Below are 14,266 nucleotides of genomic sequence, written 5' to 3' on the forward strand. Positions count from 1 at the left end.
TAGCCGGCACCAGCGCGGGGGCCCTTATAGGTTCTCTTTACGCCGGCGGGGTCAATATAACGACCTTGCTGGAGATAGCCACCAAGATCAAATGGAAGCATTTTTTCAGGATAGTGCTTTCAAAATCCGGCCTGGTCTCAAGCGAGGAGATAGAATCCTTTGTGGTAAGCCAGATAGGGAAAAAGACCTTTGCGGACCTCGAGATCCCGTTTGCCGCCGTGACAACAGACCTTAAGACCGGAAAGGAGCTTATTTTGAACAAGGGCCCCGTGGAAAAAGCGGTGCGGGCCAGCTGCACCTTCCCCTGGATGTATATCCCCGTAAAGCACGAGGATGACCTTCTGGTGGACGGCTGCCTAAAGAACAATCTCCCCTGCGATGTGGTCAAGAAGATGGGAGCCGACATTGTGATCGGAGTAAATGTGATACCGGACATCAATTACGGGGACAATATTAATAATGTGCTGGAGATCTTTGACAGAGCGCTTGACCTTTTTATCCTGGGGCAAAAGCAGTCCTGCGATGTCCTGATAAGGCCGGTTAAAGAAAAGATAACCTCTCTTGAGCTGGACAAATCCGAAAAACTGCTCCGCCTTGGAGAAGAAGCCGCCCTGGCCATGCTGCCCGAACTTAAAAAAGCCGCCCTGTAGCCTAGTTGAACCTCTCTTTGACGGCCTTCTGTATCTGTTTTGCTTTTTCTATGATGTAAGGGTCCACATTCTCTTCGCTTAAGACATCCTCGAACAGGACCTTGGCCCTTTCCTTTTTGGAAAGCTCCGCCAAAACCAGCTTGGCCCTGGCGATCAGGTCTTTGTGGGACAGGGAAGAAGAGATCACGGATTCGCAAAGGTCCTCCGCTTTTAGGAGGTCGGAAGAACTGCCGCGCCTAAGAAGCAGTTCGGCCTTTATCAGCCTGGCCTTGAGGTTAAAATAATCGGAAGGCCTCTGCATAAGCAGTTTTATCGCTTCGTCGCAAAGCTTGATCCCCTTGCTCAGAACATCGGTGCCAAAATACAATATAAGCTCAGCTTTACCGACCATGGACCTTGCGCGGAAATATGAGCTCGCGTTCCTTTTCCCGATTATCTTGGAAAACAGTTTTGAAGCCTGGCGGATCGCCGCCTTTCCGCCTTTTTTGACCAGCAGTTCCGCCTCAACCGCTACCGCCTTGCTCACAAAAAAATCAGAGAGGTTCTGTCTGAGCAGTTTTGCCCCGTCCTTACAAAGCTTGATCGCCGCATCAAGGCCGATCCTGTCTATGCCCATGAGGGCCAGTTCCGCCCTGCCTATCTCGGCCCTTGCCTTAAGGACCTTGTTCTTTGTGCGCTTGATGATGAGATTGTAATAGCCCAGAGCCTCCCTGTAGTCCTGTTCCGTTGCCTTTGACAAAAGCAGGTCCGCTATGGCGAACCTGATATCATCAAGATTGCTCTTCCATTTGTCAACGGCCTCCATCAGTTTGTATCTTCCTATCGCCTTGCTCACCTTGACCTTTTCGGACGGCGACGGATATGAGGATCCCTCCTCCACGACCTTTTTCATAAGCGGAGACATTATTCCCATCATTTTATTGCTCCATTCCCACTCTTATTGTATTGCAGACCTCTATAACATGGGGCAGCCCGGCTATCAGCTCCATCGATTTTTTGAAGTCCCTTTCCGCTACCGTATGGACTATTATCACAACGGTCGCCACGCTGCCCACGGTCTCCTTTTGCAGCGCCGCCTGTATACTGACCTTTTTTTCGGCAAAGATGCCCGAGACCGCTGCCAAGACCCCCGGCATGTCCTTTGCCTTTAATCTAATGTAGTATCTTGAAGAGGCTTCGTCAAGGCTTTTAATGCGCGTTTTTTTGAGCGCCGGGTAATACGCCCTTGAGCCGCTGTCGCAAATTTCGATCATATCCGAGATCATAGCGGATGCCGTGGGCCTTGCCCCCGCCCCTTCTCCGTAGAACATGGAGGCTCCCATGGCATTGCCTTTAACATATATGGCATTGAACTGGTCTCTGACCGAAGCCAGCGGGTGCTCAGCAGGGACAAGAGCCGGGTGCACCCTGACATCAACAGAGTCCCCGGTCTTTTTTGCAATGGCAAGCAGTTTTATCACATAGCCTATCTCGGAAGCATATTTAATATCTTCCAGCGAGATCTTTGAGATGCCTTCAAATTTAACTTCCTGCCAGTTCACCTCAACGCCAAAGGCCAGGCTTGCCAGAATGGCAGCCTTGTAGGATGCGTCATATCCCTCAATATCGTTCTTGGGATCGGATTCTGCAAATCCTTTCTTCTGCGCTTCTTTTAACACATCGCCAAACTCGCGTTTTTCGCCGGTCATTTTTGAAAGGATAAAGTTGGTGGTGCCGTTCACAATGCCGTAGACATCGGTTATCTCATTTGCGGCAAGGGATCTTCTCAGTGCCGCCAGTATCGGGATAGCCCCGCCGACCGAGGCCTCAAAAAGCACCTTGACGCCTTTATTGCGCGCGGCCTCGTTGATCTGCCTCAGGTGTTTGGCTACTACTTCTTTGTTTGAGGTTACCACATGCTTTCCGGCTTCGATGGAAGACAGTATGTACTTGAGCGCCGGATCTACCCCGCCTATGGCTTCGGCAATTATGCTTATTGAGGTATCGCTGATAACATCCTGGGCGTTAGCGGTGAGAAGTTTTTTATCAACTTTGACGCTGCGCTGCCTCTCAAGGTCCGGGTCAGCAATTTTGCCGATCTCAATACGGCAGCCTGCCTTCCCGCTGATAATATCTGCGTTATCCGCCAGGACCTCGGCAATCCCACAGCCGACGGTGCCAAATCCCAGCAGGCCTATTTTGACCGGTTTATTCATTATTCTTAGTCGAACAAACTGCTTATAGACAGATTGTCGTAGGCGCGCTTGATGGTCTCGCCAAAAAGCGGCGCGATAGAGAGCGTTTTTAGGGCTGCAAACTGCTTTTCTTTTGGCACGGGGATAGAATCGCTTACAACCACCTCTTTAAGCCCGGCTTTGCTAAGCCTTTCCACCGCAGGGCCCGAAAGCAAAGGATGCGTTGCCATCATATAGACATCTTTTTCCGCTCCCATAGCAAGAAGGGCCTTAACTCCCATGGTTGCGGTCCCGGCGGTATCTATCATGTCATCAACTATTACGGCCGTTTTGCCTTTGACATCTCCCACCACATGCACCACCTCGGCCTTGTTGTGCTCGGGACGCTGTTTGTGGATTATTGCAAGCGGAGCGCCTATCCTGTCCGCCAGTTTTTTTGAGGTCTTGGCCCTGCCTGTATCGGGGGCCACAATGACAGGGTCTTTCAGGTTCTTGTTCTTAATATAACTGGCAAAAAGCGGCAGGGATGTCAGATTGTCCACTGGAATATTGAAGAATCCCTGTATCTGGTCCGAGTGAAGGTCCAGCGTTATCACTCTGTCGACTCCGGCCGTTGTAAGCAGGTCGGCCATCAGTTTGGCAGAGATCGGTTCTCTGGAAGCCGCTTTTCTGTCCTGCCTTGCATACGGAAGATGAGGCACCACAGCAGTTATGCTCCTGGCAGAAGCCCTCTTAAAGGCGTCTATCAGGACAAATAGTTCCATCATGTCCTCGTTCACCTGCTGGGTGGCAGTCTGAACGATAAAGACAGATCTTCCCCTAACATTGTCCTTGATCCTGCAGTATATTTCGCCGCAGGCGAACTTGGAAATAAGCAGCTCTCCGAGGTGGATCCCAAGGTAATCCGCAATGTCGCCGGCCAGCTGCGGTGTCGAGGTCCCGGAAAAGAGCATCATCATGTCGTTCTTAGCGCTTGTCATTATTCCCTCCTTGGCGGTCTCATTATATCAGTTATCAAGCGATCCATTCAACACCCACGAGGCAGCCCGCTCTATCCTGACCCGGACAAGCTCCCCAATCCTGGGAACGCTGGCTTTAAACCGCACGATCTTGTTCGTATCGGTCCTTCCAAAGCCTTTTTCTTCAACAAGAACTTCGAGCGTTTTGCCTTCCAGCGTCTTATTCTTTTTTAGAGCTGTTCTTTCAACTGTTTCAATAAGCCTTGAAAGCCTTTTACCCTTTTCCTGCGCAGGGACCTGCCCATCCATCTTTTGGGCCGCGGTTCCCGGACGCAGATCGTAGGCGGCTGTAATGACCGAATCCAGCTCAAGCTCTTCGATAAGATCAAGGGTGTTGCGGAACTGTTCTTCTGTTTCTCCTGGAAAGCCCGCTATAATGTCCGAGGTTACACTCGCTTCGGGGATAGTTTTTCGCACCGCTGCAACAAGCCGCCTGTAATCTTCCCGTGTGTATCCTCTGTTCATTCTTTTGAGAACCTCGTCATCTCCGCTTTGAAGGGGAAGATGAAAAGACTTGCAGAGCTTTTTATTCTGTGCCACGGTCTCTATTATTTCCGGGCTCATATCCTTTGGATGGGAGGTCATGAACCTTATTTTTAAAAGTCCTTTTACTTGTGCTGATTTTTTTAGCAGATCGTTAAAGCCGTACTGATAAGAATTAACATTCTGCCCCAGAAGCATGACCTCTTTGTAGATGCTTTTATCAAGAGCCTCCATCTCCCCTATCACATCCTCAACAGGCCTGCTTTTTTCTCTTCCTCTCACATAGGGAACGATGCAGAACGAACAAAAATTGTCGCAGCCTTCCATCACCTTTATCCACGCGCGGACGGATGGCTTGCGTTTTATAATAGATGTGTGCGTAGGTTCGGGTCGCGACCCGCACCTACCCGATATGACCGCACCCAATCCTGTCTCCTCCCCCGGCCCCAGCACAAAATCCACAAAACGGTATTTCTTTAGAAGATCATCCCCCAGCCGCTGCGCCATGCAGCCCACTATCCCGATCAAAATGCCGGGTTTTTTGGACTTAAGATGCGTTAACAACTGTATAAAGCCTGCGGCTTTTCTTTCGGCGGTATCCCTGACGGAGCAGGTGTTGACAAGGATGACATCCGCCTGGCGGTAATCAGAGGTCGGCAAAAGCCCGAGGCCTTCCAGGGTCCCCGCCATTATTTCGGAATCGTTCTCGTTCATTTGACAACCGAAGGTTTTTATAAAATAGTGTTCCATCCATTCAATTGTAGCGCAGAGCACGGTCAAAACAAACTGCCTCCAAAAACACCCGAAAGTTTGCGTTGTGTTCGCCCTTTAAAGCCGATATAATTGACATAGGCTTTTTGCGGTCTTTTGGGAGGATTTTATTGAAACTAGCAAGGATATTTTTATTCTTTTCGCTTATAGGGCCCGGCCTTTTAACGGCCATCGGCAATAACGATGTCGGCGGAATAGCAAGCAATTCTGCCGCAGGGGCCCATTTCGGGTACAGCTTTCTGTGGGTGCTGCTCATAATAACCGTGGGCCTTACTGTGATACTCGACATCTGCGCGAGAATGGGGCTCGTTACAGGCAAAGGGCTGATGGACCTTATAAGGGAGAATTTCGGGCTAAGGTGGGCGGCTTTTTCTGCTCTTTGCCTGTGCATAGCCAACATAGCGACCATTGTGTCCAATTTTGGCGGGCTTGCAGGCGGGATCGAAATGTTCGGCATCTCAAGATACATCTTTGTACCGCTTGTGTGCTTTGTGATCTGGTATCTTGTCAGCAAAGGCACCTATAAGATAGTCGAAAGAGGTCTTCTCATCATTTCCCTGGTCGTTCTAAGCTATATCGGAGCGGCCATACTGGCGGGGCCCGACTGGGGACAGGTCATAAAACAGACCTTTATCCCTTCCGTCCAAATGGACGGAGCCTACCTTATGCTGATGGTCGCTTTTGTAGGAACCACTATTGCCCCGTGGATGCTGTTCTTTATACAATCGATGATAGTGGACAAGGGGCTTACAAAAAAGAACCTTTCCTTTGTGCGCTGGGAGGTCTGGCTCAGTTCTTTCCTGTCCGGTTATGTAATATCGTTCTTCATAATTACCGCCTGCGCGGCAACTCTATTTAAGAACGGCATTATCATAAACGACATTTCGGACGCCGCCATGGCGCTGCGCCCTCTGGCGGGAGAGTTCGCCTTTATACTGTTTGCCGTCGGGCTTCTTGCCTCGGCGATCCTTGCATCCTTTCTTCTGCCGCTGACAACGGCTTATGCGGTGTGCGAGGCTTTTGGTTTTGAGAACGGGCTTAACAAAAGCCCCGAAGATGCGCCGGCATTTTACAGGATCTTTACCTCCCTCATAGTGCTGGGAGCCTTATTCATATTGATCCCCGGCATCCCGATATTCCCTCTCATCATTACCGCTCAGGTCGTGGCAGGGCTCATCACGCCGGTACTGCTGGTCTTCATACTGCTTCTGGCCAACAAGAAAGGGCTGATGGGAAAGTACGCAAACGGCCCTATTTTGAACATAATCGCCCTTATCTCGGTATCAGGCATCATAATAGTAGCGGCAGTATATCTTGGAATGGTGTTTTTTGGAAAGGTCTAGTTGTTGGCAGAGATGTGTTTTTTTATCTTGCCGAGCAGGTCAGCGTGGTCCAGGGGTTTCATGACAACATCATTTCCCCCCGCTTTATAGCACTTTTCTATTAGCCTGGGCACATCGAGCGCCGTCATAAAAACAACGGGAAGCGATCTGGTCTTTTCGTCCGCCCTTATTTTTCTGCAAACTTCGTATCCGTCCACAATTGGTAGCATTATGTCAAGCAGTACCATGCGGGGCATCGTTTTGCTCAAGAACGAAAGCGCATCTTCTCCGCTGTTGACCACCTCGCTGGAGTAATTGACGGACTTCAGGTATTCCTGCAAAAGACAGGACAAATTTTTATCATCATCAACGACAAGTATATCCGTCATTTGGCTCCCCCCTGTTCCGCAACAGAAGGCGCAACAGCAAGCGCAGGCTTGCCCGGCTCCTGCTTAGGTTCCGGATCTGCTATCTTTTGGGCTTCGATCTCCTTTTCCACTCCTCCTGATGCAAGGAAAGCCTTGTACAGCGCCACCTGGTCTTTGTCTATCATGGTGTAATTCTTTTCCACTGCCTCAGTAATGATCCAGTCACAGATCTTGAGAACTCCCCTTGGTATGCCCGAACTCAAACTGTATATTTCGTCTATCGCGGCCCCTGTGAACGGCGTGATGCCGGCACCTCCGGCATCGACGATCCTCTTTTGAATAAGCTCTTTGACTTCCTCATGGTTAAGAGAACCCAGCCAGATAGTTTCCACTATCCTGTCAAACAGGGCGGGCATGTCCCTCTTGAATTTTTCTCTTGTCTGCGAGATGCCGGCAAAAACAAGATACACATTCTGGAAATCCCCCAGCGACCTGAGGAACTGTTCAAAATCCTCGTTGCATTCGTGAGCCTCGTCAACAAGTATTATGAGCACTTTGTCCTTGTGCTTTTCGCAAAGCGCCTGCAGGTCCATAAGCGAATACTTATGGGTCCTGTTGGTTTTCCCCGCCAGAGTTGAGGCTATCAGATTGATAGCGTCGCCGTTCTGCTCGGGCGGCCTCATTATATATATTGGATTGAACGGGTCCTGAAGGTTGGTCTCTATGTATCTGAGAAGCGTGCTTTTCCCTGTGCCAAGGCCGCCGACTATCAGCACATGGCCTGCTTTAGAATTTATTTTCTGCATTATCATCGCTATCTCTGCCTTATGGCCCGAAAATGTATCTGGTATCACGCTGAGGCTGAAAGGGTTCTTTTTCCAGTTGAACTTGGCAAACCACTCCGCCTGCTTTCCTGTCAGCAGAGTTACCTTCATCCTGGTACCGCAATAGATGCAGAACTCTGCCCTGGACGGGTTCTTTTTGCCGCATTCCGGGCACATATGGGCTTTTTTCTTGAACTTTTTGGCAAAACCGGACAAGAAGTCGGTGCTGGATGCCAGATAGTAGAAGATAAAACCCGATAAAGACAAAACGCCAAAGGCTATGGCCAGATAAAAAAGCATGTTCCATCGGGCTGTCCTTGTGCTCAGCTTCTGTTTTATTACAGCATCTATTTCCTGCAGCTTTAATGTTGCCTCTTTGTGACCCGGCATAAGCCTTAGGACCGTGTTCAGTTCGCCCCTTGCCTCCTCATACTGTCCGGCAGAGATATATCCTCTGGCTGCCGCAAGAGCGGACTGCGCCGCCAAAGTTATCTCGTTCTGCTCCGCGGTTTTTGCCGAAGGTCTGTCAACAGGCCTTGCCGCCGGAATTTCTCTTGCAGGACGCTCCCTCGTTACAGGAGGGGCTGTTGCGGCGGGAGCTTCTGCTTTAGGAGCCGGTTCTTCGGCAGTACCGGATGTTTCCTTTTTTATCTGCCTCATAAGTCCGAGAGCCTTTGAATTGCCCGGCTCTACCACCAGCATTTTTTGCAGGGTAGAAAGGGCTCCGCTTACATCCCCGAGCAGATATCTGCTGGTTGCTTCATCATACAGGTCGTCAACGCTCGAGGCCAGGCAAAAAGATGACAGAGCCAAAAGCACGATCATCCCCGCGGCCCCTATCCTCAGCTTGTAAAGCAAAGTGTCCATAACTGCCTTTCCTTAGTTTTTTTCCAGGAACTTGATCTTGGACATAAGGTCTATCGCCTGCCTGTTCTCGGGGTCCTTTGACAGGGCGCTGGCCAGCCGTTCCCTCGCAGCCTCAAATTGCGACAGGGAGATATGCTTCATGGCCTCAGCCACATCTTCCTTTGATTCCAGTTTGTTCTTGGCATTCAGCCTTTCCTGGAGTCTGGCCCTTGCCTGGTCCTGCTGCCGCAGAACCTCCATATTTGTAGGATCAACCTTCAATATCTCAGAATATACGATAACTGCATCAGAATATCTGCCCTGGCCCATAAAAGCCTTGCCCTTCTGGAGCATTTCTTTTGTGAACTCTTCCATTTCTGTTTTCTGGCGAAGGGCAATGAACCTGTATGTGGTAAGGTTTAGTTCCTGCTGCGATTTTACGAGGCCGCTCTTTGCTTCTTCGTTAAGAGGTTCCAGTTGAAGGACCCTTTCATATTTGACAATGGCATTGGAATAATCGCTGGCCTTGTAATATGCTTTTGCCTGCGCCAGGTTCTCGACAATGGACTTTTTGATGGGATCCTCCCCCTGCAGGAAAAAGGTAAGGCTGATCTGATGGGTCGCTCCCAAATTCGCATCCGGGGCAAAAGAGTAATCTATCACTACAGGTTTAGTGGTCAGGCCTGCGCCGGCACGCAGATTGCTGCCGTAAAGGCCGGCCCGCAGCGCAAGGATCTCGTGAGGTTTATATTCTGCACCAAGATTGAACTTATTGCTGTCGGAATACAGGACAACGTCCGCTGCCAGTTTGAGATCCTTTTCAAATATTTTAGCGTTGTAAGAAGCGCCGCCCCTTATCGTGATGGGCAAAGGGGTCGTTTCCTGATCAAACTTGAGCCCCGGACCAAGGTTCAGTACCGAAGCCCCAAGATGCAGGTCGCTATTCATTATATACTTGATGCCCAGGTCGGCGCCAAAGGATGAGCCGGTAAAGCTTTCCAGCTTTTCCGAGATCCCTTTTATTGAAACGCCGTAAAACAGGTCTTCCCTGAATTTTGACGCGTATGAAACTATTATCGCATTTGACGCCGTCGAAAAGACCGCCTCTGCCGTACCCGTATTGCTGTAGCCCTGTATATCCCCGGAATTAAGATCGGTATAGCCGATTCCCAGTACCCCAAAGCCTATCGGAAATGCGGCAAGAGCCATTCTCTGGCTGATGCCCGAAAACCACTGGTTTGACATCGCCTGGATTTGAAAGGCGTTCACAAAATTAAGGCCCGCCGGGTTAAATATGATGGAGGAGGTATCGTCAGCCACCGCAGTATAAGCCTCGCCCATTGCAAGAGGCCTGCTGCCGCCGTACAACTTCAAAAATTCCAGTCCATAAGAGCCGCCTACCCCTGCAAGGGAAGGCGCAGGAAATAAAGACGCTGTGAACAGAGCCGCTAGAGCAAAGGCTGCTATTCTTGTTATGGGCGCGGTGTATTTTCTCATCTTATGATCACCAGCTTCCCGGTCTTAGAATCGGTCGAGCTGTTGACAAGATAGACATAAAGCCCTGACATTACATTCTCTCCCGCATCGTTCTTGACATCCCAAACATACTGGCCGTTGCCGCCGGACACCGTTATGGTCTTTACCAGTTCTCCTTTGATAGTAAAGATCCTTATGGTGCAATCTGTGGCAATGCTGCTGAAAGTGATCTGAGTGTGGCCCGAACCGGTCTTAAATGGATTGGGGAAGGTAAATACCCCGCTCAGGTCCGAAGTTAAAGCCACAAGCGAAAAAGTTGACAGCGAATTTACGGGAGCTGCAACCGTTTTATTCGTTGTATCCACCACGGACCCCGGATAAAGGACCCAGAGGCCGTTGGTCTCGTCCAGCCTGGACAGGCGCAGCGTGGAAGCCCTGATGCCCGTCCCATCCACTATCCCGTCGTCGTTTGAATCAACATATGGTATCTGTACAGTTGCTTCGGAACTCAGCCCTGCCGTTATCCTCCTGTTGAGAGAATCAAAAAGCACGAATTCTCTAAGGGAATTGTCCACCAGGGTCTTGGGAGCCCCCTGCTCCGCGCTCAACTTTGCCGACGCAGCAGTTATCTTGGAGGTATTGGTATAGATCGGGCTGGTCTGGGGATCCATGCTTATTCTTGCGTAAAAATCCTGGTCCAAAGCATCCGCCGGAATAGTGAGCTTGGTCTTATCGTCCGTGGCAAGAAAAACGTTGGTCCTTGTCTTGCTGGAAACAGCCGAAAAGCTGTAAGATACATCTTCGGCAAAGTTCAGTCCTGTCTTGCTCTTTGCCTCTTTGGAGATAGTGGACCGGTAAGTGTAATTGTTGTTAAGAGCGCTGCCCGGGGTCACCTCAAGGGCGCTGTCAGAAGTCCAGGAAAAAGCAGCAGGCAAAGTCGTGTCGATGGTTTCTCCCCTGTAATCCTTTACCGCTTTAAGGACATAAGAATTTTCAACAGTTGTACGGTCCATCGGTTTGGAGAACCTAATATTGATCTTGCTGTCAAGCTCAACTCCCTTTGCCTCGTCCGACGGAGATACCGCGCTCACATAAGGAGCTGTGCTCTCCGTCGTAACATCAAAGGCCGAGGATACTGTTCCTGTAAGATAAGGCGCCGAGGCTGCCAGGCTGTACCCCGAACCCATCCTGTCTACCGAAAGCTCAGTAAAAGAAGCCGCGCCCGCCGTGGCAGTCCTGGTCAAAGTACCGGACAGTGTTCCGGAAGAGGGATTGTCCTGGATAGCGATCGTAACAGTGGTGGTATTGTCCGAGGCAACAATGTTGCCGTACGGGTCCTGAACTTGCACCACAGGCGCTGTCATAAGAGCTCCTGCTTCCGATGTCTGCGGCTGGGAAGAGAAGACCAGTTTAGAAGCCGAAGAGTTGGTTATGTCAAAAGCCTCTGATGTGGCAGAAGTCAGACCGGAAGAAGAGACCTGTAAGGTATAGCCGGCTCCAGTCTTATTCAAAGACAGGCTTTCAAAAGTGGCTATCCCAGCCGCAGCGCTTTTAACCGCTGTGCCGGACAGCGTTGAGGAGCCCGGATTGCTTGCTATTGACACCGTTACCTCATTAGTGGCTGTTGTGACAAGGTTACCCTGCGCGTCTTTTACTGTAACTTCCGGGGTAATAAGCGCACCCGCGGCAGTAGTCGGTATCCTGGTCACAAAATTCAGCGCCGCAGGAGAAGAAGGTGTTATTGCAAAAGAATTGGAGGCTGCTCCCGTAAGGCTTGACGCTGAAGCGGCCAGAGTGTATCCTGAACCTGTCTTATCTATGCTTATCGCAGCAAATGTCGCCAGCCCGGACGAAACCGTTCGGACAGTGGTACCCGAAAGTGTTCCTCCTCCGGGGTTAGAGCCTATCGCCAGAGTTACAGAAGTGGAATTGTCGGAAAGGTCGATATTGCCAAGGTCATCAAGCACTTTCACGGTAACAGAAGGCGCTATAGAAGCTCCCGCCTCGCTGGAAACAGGCTCTACATGAAAGCCCAGGCTCTTTGATGTTGCCTTCCAGGCAGCATATCTATAGACAGAGGGCGCAGCGGAGTTTACCTCGTTGGCATTGCCGACCTGAAAACCATCGCCCTGAAGAGATTTGATCCTATCCAGAGCGTTTGCAGCCGCGGTAAAATACTGCGATTGTTCGGGCGCCGGCATAACGGTAGAGTTCCTTAGTACTCCCGCGCTTGCTTCGCGCCGTTTGATCCAGGCCATCCCGGGCCTGAAGCCAAGACCTGTTATAGAGCGGGTGCTTTCCCCGTCGCCATCGTACTCCCCTACTTTGAATTCCCCGGCCGTATTCTTAAAGGCAAAGAAGAAATACAGTGTTGCGGCAGTATTGACCTCCGCATGTGTCCCTATACGGAAGCCGTCGCTTTCAAGCGCCTTTATCCTGGTGTTGGTATCGGCTGTAGCCGAAAAATAGGAGGAATATTCATCGGTGGCTGACGATGTCCTTAAGACCCCGAAACCTGCCCCGGAACTCTTTACCACCACAAGGTCCGGCTCAAAGCCGAGGCCCGTTATCGAGCGGTCATCCTGGCCGTTCCCGGTATAGGCCCCCACATAAAAATTGGAGGAGGGGGCTCCGTAAAACGCAGTATATCTGTTGACCACGCCCAGAGCATTCACTACAGTGCTTGACCCCACAGAGAACCCATCGCTGTTGAGAGCGGTCACTCCCTCAGCAAAATTGGCAGTTGCAGTAGAAAAATAGGCCGTAGAGTTGACGCCCATCGAGGTATGGGTGAACGCGGCCACACCCGTGGAATCGTTCTTTATCATTAGCAGGGACGGGGAAAACCCGAGACCGGTTATCGACTGGCTTGTACCGTTGCCCGTATAAGAACCCGTCACCATCTTAAAACTGCCCGTGGGCGACGGCGCCGGGACCCCCGTAAAAGCCGCATAATGATATACCACGGCGTTCGTATTTACATTGGCAGCGCTTCCCACAAAGAACCCGTCCGTCTCAAGAGTGGAGATACAGGCCCTGGGATTTGCCGCGGCGTTAAAATAATTGGACTCGTCCCCGTAATTGACATTGGTGCTGAATACCGGCACAACATTCGTAGCATGCCTGACAAAAACAAAATCGGGCTTAAAACCGATCCCGCCCTCCGAGTGCCCTACCCCGGTCCCTGTATATCTTCCCACCTTCATAGAACCTGCGGAGGCTTTGAAAGCGACATAGTAATAAGTATCCCCGGCCACATTAACTTCAACATTGCTCCCGAGCTGAAAACCCGTTGAGGTAAAGGCCTGTATCCTGTCGGCAGCAGGCACAGCGGTGGTAAAGTAATATGTTGAATCTGCGGCTTCTACCGCCGAAGAGTTCCATACCGCCAGAGAAGCCCCGTCCCTCTTGACGATCACAAAATCCGGCTGGTTAATTCCTATATTCAGGTCGCGGCTGTCTGTGCCGTCCCCCGTGTATGAGCCGACCTTGAAGTCCGAACTGCCGCTGCCTCCAAAAGCCGTCCAGGTATAGCGGACATTGGCGGTATTGACCGTGACATCAGTGCCTATCGAGAATCCGTCAATATCGATGGAAGTGACCGCTCCATAAAAATTTTGCGCCGCTGTTTCAAAATTGGCCGATTGTCCCGCCGGCATGGCCGAGCTTGTCCAGATGGCGCGCCCTGCCGTAGTATCCGACTTAATGATGATAAAGTCCGGCCTAAATCCCACTCCTGTTATGGACCTCGGGAAGCCGGTGCCCACATAGTACCCGGTCTGGATAGAAAAAGCACCGGCATATTGCGCCAGCGCGGCAAACACAAGTGAAGCCAGTATCCCGCAGAAGATGATCTTACACGCTTTCAACAAATGCTTTCCCCTCTTCAAAATTACAGCTATTTTAAATTTTTCCATACCTTCCCCAAAATGTCAAGTATTTTTTCTAATTCAACAATTCGCCGATCTTTTCCAGAAGCTGCCTGGCCTCATACGGCTTGGTAAGGTATGCGTCCGCTCCCACCTCAAATCCGGTCTTGCGGTCGCTATCAGAGACCTTTGATGTCAGCATTACAATTGGAATATCTTTGTATTTGGAGTCGAACTTGAGCAGCCGGCAGATCTCGAACCCGTCAAGAAAGGGGAGCATGATATCAAGTATTATGAGGTCGGGCTTTTCACCTTTTGCTTTGCTTAACGCCTCCCTTCCGTCAAAGGCATGTATAACCTCGTAATTGGATGCCTCAAGCCTGCAGGTTAAAGCAGCTATCAGGCTCTCTTCATCGTCCACCGCCAGTATCCTCTTCTTTTCTATTATTTCCATCCGCGCCTCC

The 14,266-nt window shown here is 50.6% G+C and carries 11 protein-coding genes; 2 read left to right on the plus strand and 9 right to left on the minus strand.

Annotated features, from left to right (window positions below; genetic code table 11):
• A partial coding sequence (locus WC490_00005) for a patatin-like phospholipase family protein (protein ID MFA5096999.1) occupies positions 1 to 650 on the plus strand: 650 nt, incomplete at its 5' end.
• Between the two features lies 1 nt (position 651).
• Here the strand turns inward: WC490_00005 and WC490_00010 are convergent.
• From WC490_00010 to miaB, 4 genes are read right to left on the minus strand one after another with little or no spacing between them, the layout of a single operon-like run.
• A complete protein-coding gene (locus WC490_00010) occupies positions 652 to 1,566 on the minus strand; it encodes a hypothetical protein (GenBank protein MFA5097000.1) in 915 nt (304 codons plus the stop codon).
• Position 1,567: 1 nt separating this feature from the next.
• A complete protein-coding gene (locus WC490_00015) occupies positions 1,568 to 2,845 on the minus strand; it encodes a homoserine dehydrogenase (protein ID MFA5097001.1) in 1,278 nt (425 codons plus the stop codon).
• Between the two features lie 5 nt (positions 2,846 to 2,850).
• A complete protein-coding gene (locus WC490_00020; protein MFA5097002.1) occupies positions 2,851 to 3,804 on the minus strand; it encodes a ribose-phosphate pyrophosphokinase in 954 nt (317 codons plus the stop codon).
• Positions 3,805 to 3,831: 27 nt separating this feature from the next.
• Positions 3,832 to 5,076, minus strand: a complete 1,245-nt coding sequence (miaB, locus tag WC490_00025; protein MFA5097003.1) for a tRNA (N6-isopentenyl adenosine(37)-C2)-methylthiotransferase MiaB — start codon at positions 5,074 to 5,076, stop codon at positions 3,832 to 3,834.
• 131 nt (positions 5,077 to 5,207) lie between these two features.
• Between miaB and WC490_00030 the strand changes: the two genes are divergently transcribed.
• Positions 5,208 to 6,440: an Nramp family divalent metal transporter gene (locus WC490_00030; GenBank protein MFA5097004.1), complete on the plus strand. Its 1,233-nt coding sequence runs from the start codon at positions 5,208 to 5,210 to the stop codon at positions 6,438 to 6,440.
• Here the strand turns inward: WC490_00030 and WC490_00035 are convergent.
• Genes WC490_00035 through WC490_00055 form a run of 5 tightly spaced genes read right to left on the minus strand, consistent with a single transcriptional unit; the run spans position 6,437 to position 14,256 of the window.
• Positions 6,437 to 6,808: a response regulator gene (locus tag WC490_00035; protein ID MFA5097005.1), complete on the minus strand. Its 372-nt coding sequence runs from the start codon at positions 6,806 to 6,808 to the stop codon at positions 6,437 to 6,439. The two genes, WC490_00030 and WC490_00035, sit on opposite strands and share 4 nt — an antisense overlap.
• Positions 6,805 to 8,478, minus strand: a complete 1,674-nt coding sequence (locus WC490_00040; GenBank protein MFA5097006.1) for an AAA family ATPase — start codon at positions 8,476 to 8,478, stop codon at positions 6,805 to 6,807. The genes WC490_00035 and WC490_00040 overlap by 4 nt, the downstream gene beginning before the upstream one ends.
• A gap of 12 nt (positions 8,479 to 8,490) precedes the next feature.
• Entirely contained in the window at positions 8,491 to 9,954 is a 1,464-nt protein-coding gene (locus tag WC490_00045) for a PorV/PorQ family protein (protein ID MFA5097007.1), read from the minus strand.
• Positions 9,951 to 13,850 (minus strand): Ig-like domain-containing protein, encoded by a 3,900-nt coding sequence (locus WC490_00050; protein ID MFA5097008.1) that lies wholly within the window; start codon positions 13,848 to 13,850, stop codon positions 9,951 to 9,953. Before WC490_00050 ends, WC490_00045 begins: the two co-directional genes overlap by 4 nt.
• Positions 13,851 to 13,878: 28 nt before the next feature.
• Complete coding sequence (locus tag WC490_00055; protein ID MFA5097009.1) at positions 13,879 to 14,256, minus strand: response regulator; 378 nt, start codon at positions 14,254 to 14,256, stop codon at positions 13,879 to 13,881.
• Positions 14,257 to 14,266 lie beyond the last annotated feature (10 nt).

This window comes from Candidatus Margulisiibacteriota bacterium, assembly GCA_041650635.1.
Taxonomy (GTDB): Bacteria; Margulisbacteria; WOR-1; order JAKLHX01; family JBAZKV01; genus JBAZKV01.